The sequence below is a fragment of the Streptomyces zaehneri genome (assembly GCF_032248645.1).
In the GTDB taxonomy this organism is placed as follows: domain Bacteria; phylum Actinomycetota; class Actinomycetes; order Streptomycetales; family Streptomycetaceae; genus Streptomyces; species Streptomyces coriariae.
The window spans coordinates 62,363-82,956 of sequence record NZ_JASTTJ010000025.1 but is presented as its reverse complement, the minus strand read 5'-3'; the positions used below and the strand labels follow the sequence as shown (position 1 = coordinate 82,956).

Here is a 20,594-nt window from a genome sequence, read left to right as displayed (position 1 = left end):
CTTCAAGGGGCGGACGGAGGTGTCCCGTCCACCGCCGTACTCAGATGCGGCGGAGTACGGCCACCACCTTGCCGAGGATGGTCGCGTCGTCACCCGGGATCGGCTCGTAGGCAGCGTTGTGCGGGAGGAGCCACACATGGCCGTCCTCGCGCTTGAAACGCTTGACGGTGGCCTCGCCGTCCAGCATCGCCGCCACGATGTCGCCGTTCTCGGCGACGGGCTGACGGCGGACGGTGACCCAGTCGCCGTCGCAGATCGCGGCCTCGATCATCGAGTCACCGACGACCTTCAGGACGAACAGTTCGCCGTCACCCACCAACTGCCGCGGGAGGGGGAAGACATCCTCGACCGACTCCTCGGCGAGGATCGGGCCACCGGCGGCGATGCGTCCGACCAGTGGGACGTACGACGCGGCGGGTTTGCCGGCGGTGTCCGTGGGCTGCACGGAGCTGGCCTGGTCGGAACCTCGCACCTCGTAGGCGCGTGGCCGGTGCGGGTCGCGGCGCAGGAAGCCCTTCCGCTCCAGTGCCATCAACTGGTGGGCGACCGAGGACGTGCTGGACAGGCCGACCGCCTGACCGATCTCCCGCATGGACGGCGGGTATCCACGCCGCTGTACGGAGTCCCTGATGACCTCGATCACTCGGCGCTGCCGGTCGGTGAGTCCCGAGCTGTCGGCGCGGATGCCTGGAGGTCGCCCAGGCAGAGAGCGCTTGTGTCCCTCGGGATTCATGGCTTCGTTCATCGCATGCACCGGCTCGAGTCGGCCCTGGGAGCGGTCCTGGGCAGTGATGGTGGCACTGTCTGCGGTGGTGGTCACGTCGGCCCCTCTCGATTGTCTCCCTGCTGGACAACGGTAGTTGCTTTCGAAAGGTTGCGCCAAACACACGTTCGAGTGAAAAAGCGTGGATAGCCGGACTTGATCATGTGTCTGGGTGTATGGCTAACGTGCCGCCCGGCGGACAAAAGAGCTCATTGTTGTACTCTTCACCGCCGAGACGGATGACCTTGTGAGGCGTGGCCTCAGTCTGCCATCCGGCGCCCCGCAGGCCGGGAATTGGCCCCGCTCTGCGCGAGAGTCCCACCTCTCCTCCCTGTGGCGCCCACGGTATCGCCGTATACGGCGCGCCGACGCGGGTGCACGCACGCGTGCGCGGGTGGTTTTCGGGTGCTGGGTGTGACGGCGGGATCGCGAGGGGTGAAGGTGTCGGACGCGACACGCGTCGCAACCTGGGTGTATGGGCCAAGCCCCCATATGTAGTGGTTGGATTGCACCAGTGGCCCAGAAGTTGTGGTCCCGGTGTCTTCGGATGCTCGTGGATCCCCTATGCTTGGGGCTGCTTCGAGGGGCCTGTGAGGCCCGGCGAGGCCATTGAGTCTGCTGTGAGGAGGGTTGGAGTTCATGCACTGCCCCTTCTGTAGGCACCCCGACAGCCGTGTCGTCGACAGCCGTACGACGGATGACGGCACGTCGATCCGCAGGCGCCGCCAGTGCCCTGACTGCTCCCGTCGTTTCACGACCGTGGAGACGTGCTCGCTCATGGTGGTGAAGCGGTCCGGAGTCACCGAGCCCTTCAGTCGTACCAAGGTCATCAACGGCGTGCGCAAGGCATGTCAGGGGCGGCCTGTCACCGAGGACGCGCTGGCTCAGCTCGGCCAGCGGGTCGAGGAGGCGGTCCGGGCCACCGGAAGTGCCGAGTTGACCACCCATGACGTGGGGCTGGCCATACTCGGCCCGTTGCAGGAGCTCGACCTCGTCGCCTATCTGCGATTCGCCTCCGTCTACCGGGCGTTCGACTCGCTCGAGGACTTCGAGGCCGCCATCGCGGAACTCAGGGACCAGACGGCTCGCCCCGCCGCGGACGACGACGACCGCGAGGGCGATGCAGGGACTGTAGTGGGGAGCCGGGGAGACGGAGGCGGGCCCGGAGGGGCCGCGCAGGTCCCCGAGCCCGCCCACGCCGCCGACTGACCGGAGGGCCGGAACCGGGGTTTCGAGCCTGAGGAAGGCCGGGCGGCGGCGGACCAAGACCTGCTGTGGGTGAGAGCGCGTGGGGCCCACAGCACAAGACAGAACACCGTGTCACGGGAACAAACGTGGCATTTTAGGGCGTTTTCGCCCGTAGAGGGAGGCGGCATGACAGAGACGGCGAGCGGTCCGGCACGAGGTTCCCGAGCCAAGGGCACCAAGACCACCAAGGGCCTGCGCATCGAGCGCATCCACACGACCCCCGGCGTGCACCCCTACGACGAGGTGGCCTGGGAGCGTCGTGACGTCGTCATGACCAACTGGCGCGACGGCTCGGTCAATTTCGAGCAGCGTGGCGTCGAGTTCCCCGACTTCTGGTCGGTGAACGCGGTCAACATCGTCACCAGCAAGTACTTCCGCGGTGCCGTCGGCACCCCGCAGCGCGAGACCGGCCTCAGGCAGCTGATCGACCGCATCGTGAAGACGTACCGGAAGGCCGGTGAGGACCACAGGTACTTCGCCTCGCCCGCCGACGCCGAGATCTTCGAGCACGAGCTGGCGTACGCCCTCCTGCACCAGATCTTCAGCTTCAACAGCCCTGTGTGGTTCAACGTCGGTACGCCGCAGCCCCAGCAGGTCTCCGCCTGCTTCATCCTCGCCGTCGACGACTCCATGGAGTCGATCCTCGACTGGTACAAGGAAGAGGGCATGATCTTCAAGGGCGGCTCCGGCGCCGGCCTGAACCTCTCCCGCATCCGCTCCTCCAAGGAGCTCCTCTCCTCCGGCGGCAACGCCTCGGGACCGGTCTCCTTCATGCGTGGTGCCGACGCCTCCGCCGGCACCATCAAGTCCGGTGGCGCCACCCGTCGCGCGGCCAAGATGGTCGTCCTCGACGTGGACCACCCGGACGTCGAGGACTTCATCGCCACGAAGGTGAAGGAAGAGGAGAAGATCCGCGCCCTGCGCGACGCGGGCTTCGACATGGACCTCGGCGGCGACGACATCACGTCCGTCCAGTACCAGAACGCCAACAACAGCGTCCGCGTGAACGACGAGTTCATGACGGCCGTCGAGAACGGCACCGAGTTCGGCCTGCGCGCCCGTATGACCGGCGAGATCATCGAGAAGGTCGACGCCAAGGCGCTGTTCCGCAAGCTCGCCGAGGCCGCGTGGGCCTGTGCCGACCCGGGCATCCAGTACGACGGTGTGATCAACAACTGGCACACCTGCCCCGAGTCCGGCCGGATCACCGCGTCGAACCCGTGCAGCGAGTACATGCACCTGGACAACACGTCCTGCAACCTCGCCTCGCTGAACCTGATGAAGTTCCTCAAGGACGACAGCAAGGGCAACCAGTCCTTCGAGGCCGACCGCTTCCAGAAGGTCGTCGAGCTCGTCATCACCGCGATGGACATCTCCATCTGCTTCGCCGACTTCCCGACCCAGAAGATCGGCGAGAACACGCGCGCGTTCCGCCAGCTCGGCATCGGCTACGCCAACCTCGGCGCCCTGCTGATGGCCACCGGCCACGCCTACGACTCCGACGGCGGCCGCGCGCTGGCCGGCGCCATCACCTCCCTGATGACGGGCACGGCGTACCGCCGCTCCGCCGAACTGGCCTCCGTCGTCGGCACGTACGACGGCTACGCCCGCAACGCCGACGCCCACAACCGCGTCATGAAGCAGCACTCCGACGCCAACGGGACGGCCGTCCGCATGGACGACCTGGACTCCCCGGTATGGGCCGCCGCCACGGAGGCATGGCAGGACGTCCTGCGGCTCGGTGAGAAGAACGGTTTCCGTAACTCCCAGGCGTCCGTGCTCGCCCCGACCGGCACCATCGGTCTGGCGATGTCCTGCGACACCACCGGCGTCGAGCCCGACCTCGCCCTGGTCAAGTTCAAGAAGCTGGTCGGCGGCGGCTCGATGCAGATCGTCAACGGCACCGTCCCGCAGGCCCTGCGTCGCCTGGGTTACCAGGAGGAGCAGATCGAGGCGATCGTCGCCCACATCGCCGACAACGGCAACGTGATCGACGCCCCCAGCCTCAAGCCGGAGCACTACGAGGTGTTCGACTGCGCCATGGGCGAGCGCGCCATCTCCCCGATGGGCCACGTCCGCATGATGGCCGCGATCCAGCCCTGGATCTCCGGTGCCATCTCCAAGACGGTCAACATGCCGGAGACGGCGACCGTCGAGGAGGTCGAGGAGATCTACTTCGAGGCCTGGAAGCTCGGCGTCAAGGCGCTCGCGATCTACCGCGACAACTGCAAGGTCGGTCAGCCCCTCTCCGCGAAGACCAAGGAGAAGGAGAAGACCGAGATCACCGAGAAGGCCGAGGAGACGATCCGCACCGCGGTCGAGAAGGTCATCGAGTACCGCCCGGTCCGCAAGCGTCTGCCCAAGGGCCGGCCCGGCATCACGACCTCCTTCACGGTGGGTGGCGCCGAGGGCTACATGACCGCCAACTCCTACCCGGACGACGGTCTCGGCGAGGTCTTCCTGAAGATGTCCAAGCAGGGTTCGACCCTCGCCGGGATGATGGACGCCTTCTCCATCGCGGTCTCCGTCGGTCTCCAGTACGGCGTGCCGCTGGAGACGTACGTCTCGAAGTTCACCAACATGCGCTTCGAGCCGGCCGGCATGACCGACGACCCGGACGTGCGGATGGCGCAGTCGATCGTCGACTACATCTTCCGTCGCCTGGCGCTCGACTTCCTGCCCTTCGAGACGCGTTCCGCGCTCGGCATCCACTCCGCCGAGGAGCGTCAGCGCCACCTGGAGACCGGTTCGTACGAACCGACCTTCGAGGAGGAGAACGTGGACGTAGAGGGGCTCGCGCAGTCCGCTCCGCGTCCGACGGACCTGAAGGCCGTGGCCGCCCCCAAGGCCGACGTCGAGGTGATCGAGCCCGCCCCGAAGCAGGCTCACACCAGCGCCGAGCTGGTGGAGATGCAGCTGGGCATCCAGGCCGACGCCCCGCTGTGCTTCTCCTGCGGTACGAAGATGCAGCGGGCCGGTTCCTGCTACATCTGCGAGGGCTGCGGTTCGACCAGCGGTTGCAGCTGATTACTGCGGTGCCGGTCAGGTCGCGATGACCTGACAAAGGGCGGTGGAGCCGGTTCCCGGCTCCACCGCCCTCGGTGTTTTCCGGAGGTTCCACCGTCAGCGATACGGCGGTGGCGTCCTCCGCGCCTTCAGGAGCGGCGCACCTGGCCCATGATCCTCGTGAACGCCGCAGGGTCGTCCTCGAAGCCCTGGACGCCGGAGTGGAACGACCATCCGTCGGACGACTCGCGCAGGAACTCCCCGACCGTCGCCGCGGTCGCGCCGAGGACGCCGGCGAAGTCGTCCTCCTCCAGGACGGTGTAGCCCTCCCGTATCCGGAAGGCGGGGTTGAGCACACCGACGAACGTCCGGTGTTCCTGGTTCTGCTGGATGACGACACCGACGACCACGCGCCCGTACCGCGCGTCCAGGCGGTCGAGCTCCAGTGTCATCACCTCGTCCCAGCCGAATCCCTTGCCGTCCTTGCTGTCCCGGTTGAGGTAGATCGTTCCGTCGGGGGAGCGACTGTCGAAGTGCACCACATAGGCAGGGGCGCCATGCGGATCGCTCTCCAGGTAGGTCGCGGCCACGATGTCCAGGTCGGTGGGTGGCCGACCCGCCGGACTCGGGTCCCACTTCAGCGCCATCTCGACTTTGCGGATTCCCTTGTTGAGGCCGCTCACCGGATTCCCCTCCCCGTTTCCCCATCTGATATCGCCCCGAACCCGCCCACTCTCAGGGCCGGTTGTCCATCCTGCCACGCGCGTGTGCGGCATCGCAGCGTCGCTCTGCGAACGAGGGTGACCAACGCCACGCCCACTGGCCGTACGATGGCGCGGTGCTGGTCAAGTGGATTCGCTGCACCGTGGTGGACCGCCGCGGTTTCGAACGGGGACAGCGAAAGTGGGCGGGGCTTCTGGGGGAGCCGGGGTTCCGGGGGCAGGGCGGGGGCTGGAGCAGGGGGCGGCCCTCCGTCGCGCATGTCTTCGCGTTCTGGGAGAGCCGCGCCTTCTACGACTCCTTCATGGCGCGTTCCCATGACCGGCTGGCGGCGGCTCAGTCGGGCACCTTCAAGGACGCCCAGGTGCGGCTGTTCGACTACCGCTTCGACGTGAAGACGGGCTTCGAGCCGCGCTTCACCGACTCCGACCTGCTGCGGGTGGCCCTCTGCCGGGTCCACGAGGAACGCGCCGAGCACTTCACCCTCATGCAGGAGAAGGTGTGGAACCCCGCCATGGCCGGCTCGCCCGGCATGATCCGGGGGCTGTTCGCCGAGGCGCCCGGGCACGAGTTCATGGTGCTCTCGATGTGGCGCTCGGCGGCCGAACACGGAAAGTACCGAACCGAACGCGTGGAGCGGCTCGCGTTGCGCGCCCAGACGGAGGCGGACATATCCGCCCTCACCGGTGACATCGTCGAACTCGAGTCGACCTGGACGGTTTGAAATCCGGACTCATTGACTGACGCCCAGACGGGCTCGTAGGAGTCCGCCGGACGCGCCGATCGTGTGCGGTATGCGCTTTCTGTTGCGGGATTTGTGTGACCTACGCTGTATGAAGGCCGTACGAGTGCTCAGTCGGCCGTCACCCGATCTAGGGTTTTGGCATGGCACGACCACGGCGCATCGTCCTTGTCCGGCACGGGGAGTCAACGGGCAATGTTGATGACACCGTCTACGAGCGTGAACCCGACCATGCACTGGCCCTGACCGAGCGAGGGTGGCAGCAGGCCGAGGAGACGGGAAAGACCCTGCGGGAGGTCTTCGGGCACGAGCGGGTCAGCGTGTACGTCTCCCCCTACCGGCGTACGCATGAGACCCTCCGGGCCTTCCACCTGGACCCCGACCTCATACGGGTACGTGAAGAGCCCCGGCTGCGCGAGCAGGACTGGGGAAACTGGCAGGACCGCGACGACGTGCGGCTGCAGAAGACCTACCGGGACGCCTACGGGCACTTCTTCTACCGCTTCGCCCAGGGCGAGAGCGGTGCCGACGTCTACGACCGGGTCGGCGGCTTCCTGGAGAGCCTCTTCCGCAGCTTCGAGGCCCCTGACCACCCACCGAACGTGCTCATCGTGACCCACGGCCTCGCGATGCGACTGTTCTGCATGCGCTGGTTCCACTGGACGGTCGCGGAATTCGAGTCCCTCGCGAATCCGGGGAACGCCGAGATGCGGATGCTCGTTCTCGGGGACGAGGACCGGTACACGCTCGACCGGCCCTTCAACCGCTGGCGAGATCCGGAACCGTACGGGATCACCGGATAGAGTGGCAGAGCGATGACCGCTGACTCCTCTCCCGACCGGCGCCTGGAGCGCGCGCTGGCCAGCCTGCGCGGCCTCGCCCTTGGCGACGCGCTGGGCTCACAGTTCTTCGTGCCGGTGAACTATCCGCTGCTCCAGCGCCGCGCGTTGCCGCCCGGACCCTGGCAGTGGACCGACGACACCGAGATGGCCTGCTCCGTCGTGGCCGTCCTGGCCGCCCACCACCGCATCGACCAGGACGCACTGGCGCGGTCCTTCGCGCAGCACCACGACTTCGACCGCGGGTACGGTCCCGCGGTCAACCGGCTGCTGAGGCTGGTCAGAGAAGGCGCCGACTGGCGTGAGCTGTCGGCCGCCTTGTTCAACGGGCAGGGGTCCTGGGGCAACGGCGCCGCCATGCGCGTCGCCCCGCTGGGAGCCTGGTACGCGGACGATCCCGAGCAGGCGACCCACCAAGCAGAAATCTCCGCCTACCCCACGCATCAGCACCGGGAGGCCGTGGTCGGGGCCATGGCCGTCGCCGCGGCCGCCGCGCTGGTCGGTGCCCCGGGAGGGCCGCCCAGCGCCGAAGAGCTTCTGGACGGCGTCGTCGCCCTTGTTCCGAAGAGCGCCGTCGGTGCCGGTCTGCGGCGGGCCAGGGACATGCTCGACTACGCCGACGCGGCCACCGTCGCGGCGGTGCTGGGCTGCGGGAGGCGGACGTCGGCCCACGACACCGTCCCCTTCGCGGTCTGGTCGGCGGCGCGCGCCCTCGATGACTACGAGACGGCGTTCTGGACCACCGCGCAGGTCGGCGGCGACGTCGACACGACCTGCGCCATCGTGGGCGGAATACTCGCGTCCGGCGAGGCGGGGACTCCTCCGCAGGCGTGGACGCGGCAGGTGGAAGCGCTGCCGGGGTGGATGCCTGTGCGCCACGCGGTGCCAGAAGCCTGAAGCTGCCGCATGCCGCATGCCGCATGCCGCATGCCGCATGCCGTTTGTCGGGGGGTCGGCGTGCCGAACTCCAGCGCCGCGCGGTCGAGCGCACCGGTGACGGCGGGTTGCAGACCATCACCTCCCCGGTGCCGGTGTGCTTCTCGGACCGGCGGAGGCGGTGCGGTGGCCGTCGAGAACTCTCGGTGTTCGATGGGAACTCTGCGTGATCGCCCAGGCGTTGTTCGGACATCCGCTGTGCGGCCTGTGCATGCGGGTCGGCGGGTGGCCGTGGGACGACACAGGGGGTGCGCGTGCGGTTCGATCTGTTGGCGATCATGAGGTCGGTATCGAGAGGTCGCGCGGGCCGACCCGGAAGAGATCGACGCGCCTTCGTGGGGACAGGCGGTGGCACTCCCGGGCCGGCCGGCAGCGCTGGTCCGTCAGCCGGCCATGGGGCCCGCCGTGCCGGACAGCGCCTCCAGGTCGCTCTTCTGGACACGGATGACGAGCCAGGCGGTCACCAGGGCGAGTACGGCCATCGCGGCGGCCGGGACGAAAGCCGTCGAGATGCCGTGGGCGAGTACGTCATGCCCCCAGGGAGCGGGCAACTGGTGCGTCTTGGCGAACTCGGCCTTCTGCTGCGGGGTTCCATCCGCGAGGAACTTCGGCAGCTGCTTCTCCGCCTCGTCCTTGCTGGCCGTACCGAAGACGGTCGTCAGGATGGACAGGCCGAGCGAACCGCCGACCTGCTGAGTGGCGTTGAGCAGACCGGACGCGGCGCCCGCTTCGTGCGGGGCGACACCCGAGACAGCGGTCACCGTCACCGTCACGAAGTTCAGACCCATGCCGAAGGCGAAGACCACCATCGGCCCGAGCACTCCGCCGACGTAGGAGCTGTCGGGGCTGATGAAGGCCTGCCAGGTGAGGCCGACCGCCACCAGCGCGGAACCGACGAGCATGAACGGTTTGGGGCCGACGGTGGGCAGGAAGCGCTGCGACAGACCCGCGCCCGCGGCGATGGCGACCGTGACGGGGAGGAAGGCGAGGCCCGCCTTGATCGGGCTGTAGCCCAGCACGTTCTGTACGAAGAGCACGATGTAGAAGAACATGCCGAACATGGCCGCAGCGAGGCTCAGCATGATCACGTACGTACCGGAGCGGTTGCGGTCGGCGAACATCTTCAGCGGAGTGATCGGCTCCTTGGCCCGCGACTCCGTGAACACGAAGGCGATCAGCAGGACCAGCGCGACCGCGAAGGCGCCGACTGTCAGACCGTCCCGCCAGCCTTCCTCCGCCGCGCGGATGAACGCGTAGACCAGGGAGGCCATGCCGAGTGTCGAGGTCAGTGCGCCGGCTATGTCGAAGCGTCCGGGGTGGCGTTCGGACTCGCTGATGTAGAGCGGCGTGAGGAAGGCGATGAGCATGCCGATGGGTACGTTGACGAACAGCACCCAGCGCCAGTCGAGCCACTCGGTGAGCATGCCGCCCGCGAGCAGGCCGATGGCGCCGCCGCCCGCGGAGACCGCGGCGAAGACGCCGAATGCCCGGTTCCGCTCCGGCCCCTCGGGGAACGTGGTGGTGATGAGCGCCAGCGAGGTGGGCGACGCGATGGCGCCTCCCACGCCCTGGAGGGCGCGTGCGGCGAGCAACTGCCACGGTTCCTGAGCCAGTCCGCCCAGGAGCGAGGCGAAGGTGAAGAGAAGGATGCCGGCCATGAACACTCGCCGCCGGCCGAGGATGTCACCCGCTCTGGCGCCGAGCAGCAGCAGGCCGCCGAAGGTGAGCGTGTACGCGCTGACCACCCAGGTGAGATCGGTGGTGCTGAACTTGAGCGAGTCCTGAATGTGCGGAAGCGCGATGTTCACAATCGTCGCGTCCAGTACCACCATGAGCTGGCAGGCCGCGATCACGGTGAGTGCGATGCCGGGATGTCCCTCCCGACGGGCCGCCCCGGGTTTCTGGTTCTGAGTCAGCTGAGAGGTTGTCACTATGAGTCCCCCACAAGAGCATTAGTGAACGATGGCGTTCACTGGCCGTCAACGGTAGTGAGTCCTTCGTAGTGAACGCAAGCGTTCACTTGTGGCGTCGCCTCTCGGCGTGTCCCCCGTCGCGGTCGCGCGGAGCCTCGCTCCACCCCCTGATCCCCGCTCCCCCTGATCCCCGCTTCTTCTGCTCGCTGGAGACACCTGGATGGATACTTCGCGCTGGACGGCCGCCCCCGCTCAGGCGTCCTCTCCCCGCCGGCGCGGTGCCGTGCTCGAACGTGCGATTCTCGATGCCACGCTGGAGCAGTTGGGCACCGTCGGCTGGAACGGCCTCACGATGGAAGGCGTGGCGGCCGGGGCTCAGACCGGCAAGGCCGCCGTCTATCGCCGCTGGCCCTCCAAGGAGGCCCTCGTCACGGACGCCCTGCGGGCCGGACTGCCCCGGCTGGACGCCGTACGCGATCTGGGCAGTGTGCGTGCGGATCTGATGGCGCTGTGCCGTGACGCGCGTGACGCGATGTTCTCCCCTCCGGGGTCCGCGTTGCGTTCAATCATTCACGAATGCGATCCAATTCAGGCTGAACGCTTCCATGCCCTGATCGTCGACGGAGTGGTGGAGCCGACCGTGAAACTGCTGCACGAGGTCATCACCCGTGGAATCGAGAGAGGTGACGTGCGGTCCGACGCGGCGAACAGCTATGTCTTCGATGCCATTCCGGCCATGATGATGTATCGATCAAAGGTGTGCGGATGCGAATGGGGTGATCGAGATCTCGACGAGATGATCGACCGGCTCATGCTGCCGCTGCTGCGGCCTGACCGGTCCTGAGCGCGGATTCGGCGCCCTGGCGACCGGTCGGCGGGGGGCCGGTGCCGACCGGGGTGTCGCGACGGGACCATGGCGGCGTAATCTAAGGGCGCCATGCCGTACGAACCACCCACTCACACCGTCGAGCGCTCCCTCCGCGCCACGACCGGAGCGAAGGTCGTTGCCGGTGTCGACGAGGTGGGCCGCGGTGCCTGGGCCGGACCCGTCACCGTCTGCGCGGCCGTCACCGGACTTCGTCGACCCCCCGCGGGTCTCACCGATTCCAAGCTGCTCACCGTCAAGCGGCGCAACGAGCTCTCTCAGGAGCTGCTGACGTGGGTGACCTCGCACGCCTTGGGCCACGCCTCCCCGGAGGAGATCGACGACCTGGGGATGACCGCCGCGCTCCGGCTCGCCGCCGGGCGGGCCCTGGAGGCTCTCCCGATCCGTCCGGACGCGGTGATCCTCGACGGGAAGCACGACTACCTCGGCGCCCCGTGGCGGGTCCGTACGGTGATCAAGGGTGACCAGTCCTGTGTGGCGGTCGCGGCGGCCTCGGTGATCGCCAAGGTCCAGCGCGACAAAATGATGGCCGAACTGGGTGTCGACCATGCAGACTTCGGTTTTGCGGACAATGCCGGGTATCCGTCGCCCGTGCACAAGGCCGCACTGGAGGAGCGGGGACCCACTCCGTTCCACCGGTTGTCGTGGGCGTATCTTGATGCGCTGCCCCAGTGGCGGCACCTCAAGAAGGCCCGTACGTGGGCGAACGGGAGCGTTCCGGGAGTCGAAGGTCAACTCGGCTTCGACTTCTGACGATTCCGGTCGCACTGATGTGCCACCCGCTGGCGCTTGCCGCACCAACGTTTGATAAATAACAGCTCATGCCTCTCATTCCCCAGGAGCCTCAGATTCACGAGAGTGCCCAGGGTCCCCGCGCCACTCCGGCCAGCGGCCGCACAGCGCCGACCCCTCGACCTGTACCCGGACCCCGTCCCGCGGCTCCGTCGCGTCCCGGTCGTCCCGGACCCGTCCGGCCCACACCACCGGCGCAACGCGCGCCGCGTGACGCGGCCGCCAAGCCCGGGCCCTCGGCCCCGGCCGCCCCCGCCGTCGCAGCGCCCGCTTCGGCGACTCCCCAGGTCCAGTTGATCCCGGCCTCGGCCGAGGGAGCGCTGGACGCCGCCGAGGAGGCCGTGGACCTCCTCCTGGACTCGGGCCGTACGCCGGGAGACGTGCTGGTGGTCACCACCGGCGAGCAGCACCCCTGGGCCACCCACGAACTGTCCTTCGGCGAGGCGCCCTACTGGGCACAGCATGACGCGGGAGACGACGTCTTCTACGCCGATGCCGCAGCGCTGGACCGGGCGGGCGTGCGTCCCGTCGTCGTGGTCGCCGTCAACGGCGGCCCCGACACCGTGGCCGCCACGGCTCTGCCGCTGGCCCGCGCTCGGGCCGCCGGACTGCTGATCGTCTGTGGCGACCCGCAGCAGATCAACGCGGCGCTGGGCGCGGGCGTCTGAACCGGTTCCGGTAGGCCGGCAGGCGCCGGGGTCACGGAGGCGTCGCTTGTGCGGCGCCTCTGTGGTGTGTGCGCCGACGGCACCGCCGCCTTGCGCGTGCCGGACGGCCCAGGTCTCGGCGCGCGACGATGCGGGTCGGCCCCCGGGAGGTTTGCGCCTCCCGGGGGCCGACGTGGTTACGGGCTCTCTTTGCCGCCCGGCCGTCTCTCAGCGGGCCGCGGCGCGACGGAGTACCTCCGAGGCGGCGCCGCCGGTTCGGGGCAGCGGCGGTGGGGCCTCGGACAGGGCGAAGGGTTCCGGAGTCGAATCGGCGTGGGGCCGGCGGCCTCCGCGCCCCTCGCCGAGGACCTGCCAGCCGTCCCGGGTGAGAGTGATGTACGCCCCGCAGCGCAACCCGTGCAACGTGCAGGCGTCGCGCAGACCCCACATCCACGCCCCGTCCTCCTCCGTCCAGCGTGCGTCGCCGTCCCGGCAGTAGAGCAGCACGGCGGTGCGTACGGGCGTGCGCAGCCGCAGATCGTGCGGGATGACCCGGCGTAGTTGGGCGAGCAGGGCGTTGCGGAACATCCAGCCGTCGGACGATGCCTGGCGCCGGGTGAACGAGGCGCTGGCCCGCACCCGTTCGTCCGGGTCGAGCACAGCCACGATCGCGGTGGCCGGCCGTGGTCTGTGCCGTGAGTGCAGACCGCTGACGACCTCCCGCGGGTTGCGCAGCAGTGGGATGCCGGCCGCTGCCCATTCGGCGGGCTCGAGCAAGCGGGTGGCGGAGGTGGCGGACGTGGACGTCGACAACGATGCCGCCGAGGACGGAGCGAATCCGAAGGTCACGATCCTCCCTTCGGCTACGGCCCACACTGCGGGCGGGTCGGATTCGGGGGAGCGCACGCCGCAGCAGAGCCCTACCGGACTACGGGCAAGCCGTGCGGGGAGCGGAACTCAATTCTTCCTGCCGAACTTGGATGCGGCAACGAGCAATTGGGGCCACCGACCGTTATGTGACGATGAGTGACTTATATCCTTACCCAGTGATTCGCGGAAGGACACGTGAGCCGTCAGCTCACGCCTTGTGAGTGCTTCCGAAGCAGCGGATTCGGCGGACAGCCATACCGGCACACCGGCGCCGAGGCGCCACCGGAAGGCGGCCGGGACGCTCGGGGCGGGCTTCGTCGGTCGCAACCCGTGGTCAGCCTTGCACGGCCAGTACCAGAGGCAACACCCCTTGCGCGCCGGCGCGACGGAGCAACCGGGCCGCGACCGCGAGGGTCCAGCCCGTCTCGGTGTAGTCGTCCACGAGCAGAACGGGCCCTGGGGCCTCGGCGAGCGCGGCGGCGAGTGCGGGCGGCACCTCCAGCATGCCGTGGAGCGCCTTGAGACGTTGGGCGCTGTTGCTCCGGGAGATCGGCGAGGCGTCAGCGGTGTACTCCACCGAGCCCAGGAGCGGCAGTCGGCCGACTTCGGCGATGCGCGCGCCCAGGGAGTGGATCAACCGCGGTCGGGTGCGGGAGGCGATGGTGACCACGCCGACCGGGCGCGGCGAGGCGTCGGCCACCGCGGAGGCCCAACCGCCGGGACCCTTCGCCCAGTCGGTCAGCACCCCCACCACGGCCCTCGCCACATCGTCCGGAACCGGCTCGTCGGAAGCCTGGGCAGTGAACATCGGGCGCAGCCGGTTGCCCCAGCCGATGTCGGAGAGGCGCCCCAACGCACGTCCGGTCGAAGCCTGTTCACCGGCCGGAATGCGCCCCTTGAGCTCCACGCCGATCGCCGGGAGGCCGGTCGGCCACATCCGGCGGGGCTCCACCTCGACGCCCGCGCGACCCAGGTCCACTCGCGCGGCGTCCAGCGCGGCCGTGGACGTCTCGGCGGTGTAGCGCGCCCCCGCGCAGTTGTCGCAGCGGCCGCAGGGCTTGGCGCCCTCGTCGTCGAGCTGGCGCTGCAGGAACTCCATACGGCAGTCCGTCGTCGACGCGTACCGCCGCATCGCCTCCTGCTCGGCCTTGCGCTGCCGGGCGACCCACTCGTACCGCTCGGTCTCGTACCTCCACGGCTGCCCGGTCGCGAGCCAGCCGCCCTTGACCCGCTTGACCGCCCCGTCCACGTCGAGGACCTTGAGCATGGTCTCCAGACGGGAGCGGCGCAGCTCGACCAAGGGCTCCAGGGCGGGCAGCGACACGGGGCGCTCCGCGCGCGCGAGGACATCCAGGGTGCGGCGCACCAGTTCCTCCGACGGGAAGGCCAGAGACGCGAAGTACTCCCAGATCGCCTCGTCCTCCTTCCCCGGCAGCAGGAGCACCTCCGCGTGCTCCACACCGCGACCGGCGCGTCCCACCTGCTGGTAGTACGCGATGGGAGAGGAGGGCGAGCCCAGGTGCACGACGAATCCGAGGTCGGGCTTGTCGAAGCCCATGCCGAGCGCGGAGGTGGCGACCAGTGCCTTGACCTTGTTGGCCAGCAGGTCCTCCTCGGCCTGCTGCCGGTCGGCGTTCTCCGTGCGTCCGGTGTACGAGGCGACGATGTGGCCGCGCTGGCGGAGGAAGGCGGTGACCTCCTCCGCGGCGGCGACGGTGAGCGTGTAGACGATTCCGGAGCCGGGCAGGTCGTCGAAGTGATCGGCGAGCCACGCCATGCGGTGCGCGGCGTCGGGCAGTCGCAGCACGTTCAGGCTGAGGCTCTCGCGGTCCAGCGGGCCGCGCAGCACCAGGGCGTCCGAGGTGCCACCGGTGCCGAGTTGTTCGGCGACATCGGAAGTCACGCGCGCATTGGCGGTCGCGGTCGTCGCGAGCACCGGTACGCCCGGCGGGAGATCGGTGAGCATGGTCCGCAGCCGACGGTAGTCCGGGCGGAAGTCGTGACCCCAGTCGGAGATGCAGTGGGCCTCGTCGACCACGAGCAGTCCGGTCGCGGCGGCCAGCGCGGGCAGCACCTCGTCACGGAAATCAGGGTTGTTGAGCCGCTCCGGGCTGACGAGCAGGACGTCGACCTCGCCGGCGGCGATCTCGGCCTGCACGGTGGCCCACTCCTCGGTGTTCGAGGAGTTGATGGTCCGTGCGTGGATGCCGGCCCGGGCCGCGGCCTCGACCTGGTTGCGCATCAGGGCGAGCAGCGGAGAGACGATCACCGTGGGGCCGGAACCCCGTGCTCGGAGCAGAGAGGTCGCCACGAAATAGACGGCGGACTTGCCCCACCCCGTCCGCTGTACCACCAGGGCCCGGCGCCGGTCCGCGACCAGTGCCTCGATCGCCCGCCACTGGTCCTCGCGCAGCCGGGCCACGCCCGTGGCGCCGCCGACGAGGCGGGCGAGGACTGCGTCGGCGTCGGCTCGGAGATCCGCGTTGTTCGTGTGCTCCATGCCCCCATACAACAGGACGGCGCTGACAATCCGGTCAGCGGCGGGTGGGTGGAGGCACGGCGTTGCCCGACGGTCCCGCGGCCCTTCCGCTCGGGTATCTGACGTGCTCCTGATCGGACTTATCCACAGGCCAAGCGGAACTTCGTGATCCGCGAGATCGTCGGCGCATGACGAATCACAGCGAAAGCACTGGATCCTCCGAAAACGGCGACATCACCGGACGGGACGGACGTGAGCACCCGGCCTGTGTCGGCCACACGGTGTTCGAGGGAGACGTCGGATACGGCGCAAGCCCCGCCGACCACCAGGTCACCCTGCGGACTCCGGCGGAGCTGGCCGACGCCCTGCCCTACCTGCTCGGGTACCGACCGGAGGACAGCATCGTCCTGGTCGCCCTGCACGACCGCGGCGGACGAGGCCGGTTCGGCGGCCGTGCCCGGCTCGGCATTCCAGCGAACCCGGACGACTGGGGAGCCGTCGCCCAGCAGTTGACGCAAGGACTCGTGAAGGGCAGCGAACGCCGAGGCACCCGTCCCGCCAGCATGGTCGCCTACCTCTGCCAGGAACCGGTGAAGGGGGAGACGGGCCGTCAGGTCATGGAGCGGCTCGAACCGCTGGCCCACCGACTGCGTCTCGAGTGCGGCCGCCTCGACGTCCCCGTGATCGAGGCGCTCTGTATCGCCGACGGCCGTTTCTGGTCGTACTGCTGCGGCGGCAAGGGCTGCTGCCCGGTCGAAGGGGTGGCCATGGGCCTGCCCGGCACCTCTGTGCTGGCCGCGGCCGCGACCTACGCGGGCATCCAGGTCCGGGGCACCCTGCGCGAGTTGCGTGCCCGACTGCTGCCCCTGGAGACCGGTGCGGCACTGGAGCAGGAGATCGCCCTGGACACCGCAGGCATGGTGCTCGTCCCGAGGATCCTCGACGAGGCGAGTCGTGCGGCGGTGGCCGAGGAGACGCTGGACCTGGCCGGGCGGGTCGTGCGCCGACTCGCCGAGGTGCCCGTCGTGCCGGGTGCTCTCCTGGCGGACCGCCGAGACGACGAACTGCTCGGATGCGACGAAGCCGCCGCTCTGATTCTCGGCCTCCAGGACCGGGTGACGCGTGACCGGGCGGCGGGGTGGATGGAGGGCGACGAGGCGGCCCCCGCCCTGCGCCTCTGGCGGGCCCTGGCACGGCGCTGCGTCGGACCGTACGGCGAACACGCGGCGGCGCTCCTCACCCTCGCCGGCTGGGTCGCCTGGTCCACCGGCGATGAACTCGAGGCGAGGGAGGCCCTCGCCATGGCCCTGGGCGCGGACCCGGACTATCTGTTCGCGCGCCTTCTGCACCAGGCCTGCAACGAGGGCCTCGACCCCGAGTCGGTACGGCGCTGTCTGCGCGCCGAGCGCGAGGGACCCGGGCTGCCCACGGCAGCAAAGACGCCTGGCGGGCCTGCTGCGGCCGTGGGCTCCGAAGACTCCGAGGGCGTGAAGGACCCGGGCGGGACGGAGTTCCGCGCAGGCCTGCGCGGAACAGAGAGGGAGGAGGTGTCCGCCGGCTTCCGGTGTCCAGACACGGAGAATCACCCCGATGAGGGAAGCTGCCCCGAGCAGGGGAGCCGCTCCGGCGAGGAAGGCCGCTGCAGCGAGGCGGACGACCTGGACGGCTCCGGCGAAGCCGAGCCCGAGGACCGACCCGGCGAAGTGAAGGGCCGCACCTCCGGCACACTCCCGGACGCTCCGGCCATGTGCGCATCAGAATCTGCGCCGGTACCCGCCCCCGCGGCTGCTCGCAGGGGTCGCCGTGTCCGTCCCACCGGGGTCGGCGCGGTCCACGCACAGGCTGCGGCCGGAACGGAAGGCCAGGAACAGCAACCTCGCGCGCGGGGAGCGCACGAGCTTCGCGTTCGCACACCGAGGCCGCATGTCGCGCGCCCTGCCGCACAGAGCCGAGGCGGATCCCGAACCCGACCTGTGGGGAAGGCCTCCACACGGCGCCGCTTGGACTGCCCGGAAGGCCTGCGGTCCGACAGTGACGACACTACGGGGCAGGGGTGACGCCCGTTCGGCCGCTGTGGTGAAAGTCGGTGCCGCTGCGCGGGCTGGCCTGCGATGACCAGGGCCGGGTCAACCGACTGCCCCACCGGTGAACGCCCGTGGTCGGACACCCCGCCCAGCCAGCCTGGCGTGGCCTCGAAGTCGGCTCACCAGGCTCCGAAGCCGGCCCGGCCTGTCCGATCCGGCGGCCATTCGGTGGGGCCTGCGGCCCAGGGGCGTGACCTGGGGGAGCCCCACCCCGTTCACCTGAGTGGCGGAACGCCTGCACGGGGCGTGCCGCCGCAGCGCACCCGCCCTGCCGGAGCCGTCCACCCGGCCTCGACCATGCCCGAGGCGCACAGAGAGCAGAAGAAGTCACCGCATGCATCAGCCGACTCCGCCCTCAGCCGCCGACGAACGCTCCAGCCATGACACCTCGACGCCGGTCCCCGGCGCGGGAACCGACCCACCGCTCGCGGACGGGCCGGGTCCGCAACGGGCCGGACTTCCCGGCGAGGGCCGGCGCACCTCACCACCCGCTCCACCCATCGGTCCGGCGGGAGGCCCGCGTCTGTCCACCGGTCCGGGCATCCGTGGCATGTCCGCCTTCCCGACGGGCGGCACAACGCGTCGCCCGCCGCCCTCGTCCAGAGCCGCCGGATCTGCGCCCGGGACGCCGGCCCAGCCTCGCTCGGTCGGCCTGCCCCCCGCCCACACGGCGATGATCTGCGTCGCCCTGCCGGGCCTCGCCATCTCGACGGATCAGGGGCAACTGACGGGACATGGGCTGGAGGGGTACTACCGGGCGGGCCGTCGCATCCTGTCCCGCTGCCAGGTGCGCGTGGCGGGACGTGAACCGCTGGCGGTCCAGGCCCGGATGACCTCGGCCGACCGGGCGCGTTTCGTCGGCACGCTCCGTGTCGCACCGCACGGCGGCCCGGACCCGGACATCGTCGTCGAGCGGACCCGTTCCGCGGACGGCACGGAACTGATCATGCTGCACAGTGCCGCCGTCCGGCCGCTGCGCCTCCCGGTCGAGGTGGCGCTCGGCACCGATCTGGCCGACCTGGGGGCGATCGCGTCCGGCACCGCGGGGCCCGAACTGGCCGCCACCGTCCATGATTCCGGCCTGCGGTGGTCCTGCGCCGCCGGGGCCTCGAGCGTCACGGCCGACCCGCCCCCGGCCGACGCGATCGCCTCCGCGGGGCTGCTGCGCTGGGACTTCGAGGTGCCTCCCGGGGGGACTGTCCGTGTGGAGCTGAGGGTCCGCCTGGACGGTGCGGGGCCGGTCCGAGCCGTGGGGCTGGCGGTCACGAGCCCGTTGGCCACGGCACAGGCGACGGGCGACGATCCACGCATCCGGGCGCTCTTGGCGACGAGCGTCGCGGATCTTCAGGCCCTGTTGGTGCGAGACCCCGCGCATCCGGCGGACACCCACCTCGCGGCCGGGGCGCCGTGGCGTTGCGGACTGGCACCGGCGGACGCGCTTGCCGCGGCCCGCATGACACTGCCTCTCGGTACCCGCCTCGCCGCCGGGACGCTGCGCACCCTGGCCCGTACACAGGTCACGGCTCCGGGGCCACGGTGCGGCATGATCCCCGGCCCCCGTCGGGACGCGGGCGCGCACCTTCCGCCGGGATGCACGGGCACCGAGGCCACGCTGCTCTTCCCGGTGCTCCTCGCGGAGGCCCGCCGATGGGGCCTGTCCGACCACGAGACGGAGGAACTGCTCCCGGCGGCCGAGCGCTGCCTGACCTGGCTGCGTACCACGGTCGGCGAGCGGCCCTACCTGAGCGATCCCCAGCCCGGTGGGCCCGTCCGCTGCGAGACACAGGCCCACGCCCACCGGGCCGCACTGCTCGGCGCCGACCTGCTCGATGCCTGCGGCAGACCGGGCGGGGACCGGCTCCGGGAGTGGGCCTGGAAGCTGCGCGCCACCTTCCGGCGGGACTTCTGGATCGACGACCCCGGAGGCGGCCGGCCCGCTGCCGCCCGTACACCGGACGGACGGCCGCTGCCCCACCTCTGCGCGACGGCCGTCCACCTGCTCGACACCGGGTTGCTGGGCGGCGGCGCCCACGCCCCCGGGCTGCTGGACCGGGTGCAGACCGAACAACTGGCCCGGCTGCTCGGCAGCCCTGTCATGGACTCGGGGTGGGGGCTCCGTGGCCTCGGCGCGAAGGAGGCCGGCTACAACCCCTTCGGCCACCGCAGCGGTGCCGTCCGGGTCCACGAGACGGCGATCGCCGTTGCCGGTCTGGCCGCCGCAGGCCACGAGAAGGAGGGCGCCGCGCTGCTGCGAGGCGTACTGACGGCGGCCGAGGCCTTCGGACACCGCCTCCCGGAGATGTACGCCGGGGAGCAACGCGGTGACGGGACAGCGCCGCTTCCCCATCCGGCCGCCTGCCGTCCCGCAGCCACCGCGGCGGCGGCCGGTGTCCTGTTGCTGACCACCCTGGTCGGCGTCAGGCCCGACGCCCCGGCCGGAACCGTCACGCTGCGACCCTTGGGCGGCGCGCCCCTGGGGGAGATCTGCGTGACCGGGCTGCGGGTCGTCGGCGCCCCCTTCTCCGTACGGGTCAGTCGGCTCGGTCTCGCCGTGGTCGAGGAAGCGGCCGAGGGCCTCCAATTGGGAGTGTGACCTCGCACGACGCGGCTCCGTACGTCGGCTCGGGTGGACGACGACCGCCGTGCGGTACCGAAGTGGATCAGCCATC

The 20,594-nt window shown here is 70.0% G+C and carries 15 protein-coding genes; 10 read left to right on the top strand and 5 right to left on the bottom strand.

Features of this window, described 5'->3' with window-relative positions; all coding sequences use genetic code 11:
• Positions 1-40 precede the first annotated feature (40 nt).
• The gene (gene lexA, locus QQM72_RS32965; RefSeq protein WP_314224492.1) at positions 41-820 is read right to left on the bottom strand and encodes a transcriptional repressor LexA; all 780 of its coding nucleotides are present in this window, start codon (positions 818-820) and stop codon (positions 41-43) included.
• A gap of 582 nt (positions 821-1,402) precedes the next feature.
• On the opposite strand from lexA, the gene nrdR reads away from it, so the two are divergent.
• Both nrdR and QQM72_RS32955 read left to right on the top strand, forming a co-directional pair.
• Positions 1,403-1,972, top strand: a complete 570-nt coding sequence (gene nrdR / locus QQM72_RS32960; protein ID WP_314224491.1) for a transcriptional regulator NrdR — start codon at positions 1,403-1,405, stop codon at positions 1,970-1,972.
• Between the two features lie 165 nt (positions 1,973-2,137).
• Entirely contained in the window at positions 2,138-5,038 is a 2,901-nt protein-coding gene (locus QQM72_RS32955) for a vitamin B12-dependent ribonucleotide reductase (RefSeq protein WP_314224490.1), read from the top strand.
• A gap of 128 nt (positions 5,039-5,166) precedes the next feature.
• On the opposite strand, the gene QQM72_RS32950 is transcribed toward QQM72_RS32955, so the two are convergent.
• Positions 5,167-5,700 carry a TerD family protein gene (locus tag QQM72_RS32950; RefSeq protein WP_314224489.1) on the bottom strand — a complete coding sequence of 178 codons (534 nt, stop codon included), beginning with the start codon at positions 5,698-5,700 and terminating at the stop codon, positions 5,167-5,169.
• 155 nt (positions 5,701-5,855) lie between these two features.
• Here QQM72_RS32950 and QQM72_RS32945 point away from each other — a divergent pair, with 155 nt between their 5' ends.
• The 3 genes from QQM72_RS32945 to QQM72_RS32935 all read left to right on the top strand — a co-directional run bounded on the left by QQM72_RS32945 (position 5,856) and on the right by QQM72_RS32935 (position 8,215).
• Positions 5,856-6,461, top strand: a complete 606-nt coding sequence (locus tag QQM72_RS32945; protein WP_020125079.1) for a YdbC family protein — start codon at positions 5,856-5,858, stop codon at positions 6,459-6,461.
• A 161-nt stretch (positions 6,462-6,622) separates the two neighbouring features.
• Positions 6,623-7,282 (top strand): histidine phosphatase family protein, encoded by a 660-nt coding sequence (locus tag QQM72_RS32940; RefSeq protein WP_314224488.1) that lies wholly within the window; start codon positions 6,623-6,625, stop codon positions 7,280-7,282.
• 12 nt (positions 7,283-7,294) lie between these two features.
• Entirely contained in the window at positions 7,295-8,215 is a 921-nt protein-coding gene (locus QQM72_RS32935) for an ADP-ribosylglycohydrolase family protein (protein ID WP_314224487.1), read from the top strand.
• 422 nt (positions 8,216-8,637) lie between these two features.
• Here the strand turns inward: QQM72_RS32935 and QQM72_RS32930 are convergent, their stop codons facing one another.
• Positions 8,638-10,185, bottom strand: coding sequence for an MFS transporter (locus tag QQM72_RS32930; RefSeq protein WP_314224486.1), 1,548 nt, complete (start codon positions 10,183-10,185; stop codon positions 8,638-8,640).
• Positions 10,186-10,387: 202 nt separating this feature from the next.
• Here QQM72_RS32930 and QQM72_RS32925 point away from each other — a divergent pair, with 202 nt between their 5' ends.
• The 3 genes from QQM72_RS32925 (at position 10,388) to QQM72_RS32915 (ending at position 12,513) form a co-directional block, all read left to right on the top strand.
• Positions 10,388-11,011, top strand: a complete 624-nt coding sequence (locus QQM72_RS32925; RefSeq protein WP_314224485.1) for a TetR/AcrR family transcriptional regulator — start codon at positions 10,388-10,390, stop codon at positions 11,009-11,011.
• A 93-nt stretch (positions 11,012-11,104) separates the two neighbouring features.
• Positions 11,105-11,806, top strand: a complete 702-nt coding sequence (locus QQM72_RS32920; protein WP_314224484.1) for a ribonuclease HII — start codon at positions 11,105-11,107, stop codon at positions 11,804-11,806.
• A 68-nt stretch (positions 11,807-11,874) separates the two neighbouring features.
• Positions 11,875-12,513: a hypothetical protein gene (locus tag QQM72_RS32915; protein ID WP_314224483.1), complete on the top strand. Its 639-nt coding sequence runs from the start codon at positions 11,875-11,877 to the stop codon at positions 12,511-12,513.
• 207 nt (positions 12,514-12,720) lie between these two features.
• Here the strand turns inward: QQM72_RS32915 and QQM72_RS32910 are convergent, their stop codons facing one another.
• Positions 12,721-13,341 (bottom strand): hypothetical protein, encoded by a 621-nt coding sequence (locus tag QQM72_RS32910; RefSeq protein ID WP_020125086.1) that lies wholly within the window; start codon positions 13,339-13,341, stop codon positions 12,721-12,723.
• A 355-nt stretch (positions 13,342-13,696) separates the two neighbouring features.
• On the bottom strand, positions 13,697-15,862 hold the full coding sequence (locus QQM72_RS32905) for a RecQ family ATP-dependent DNA helicase (protein WP_314224482.1): 2,166 nt from the start codon (positions 15,860-15,862) through the stop codon (positions 13,697-13,699).
• Between the two features lie 167 nt (positions 15,863-16,029).
• Between QQM72_RS32905 and QQM72_RS32900 the strand changes: the two genes are divergently transcribed.
• On the top strand, positions 16,030-17,898 hold the full coding sequence (locus QQM72_RS32900; RefSeq protein ID WP_314224481.1) for a DUF4192 domain-containing protein: 1,869 nt from the start codon (positions 16,030-16,032) through the stop codon (positions 17,896-17,898).
• 700 nt (positions 17,899-18,598) lie between these two features.
• The gene (locus QQM72_RS32895; RefSeq protein ID WP_314224480.1) at positions 18,599-20,518 is read left to right on the top strand and encodes a glycogen debranching N-terminal domain-containing protein; all 1,920 of its coding nucleotides are present in this window, start codon (positions 18,599-18,601) and stop codon (positions 20,516-20,518) included.
• Positions 20,519-20,594: the final 76 nt, after the last annotated feature.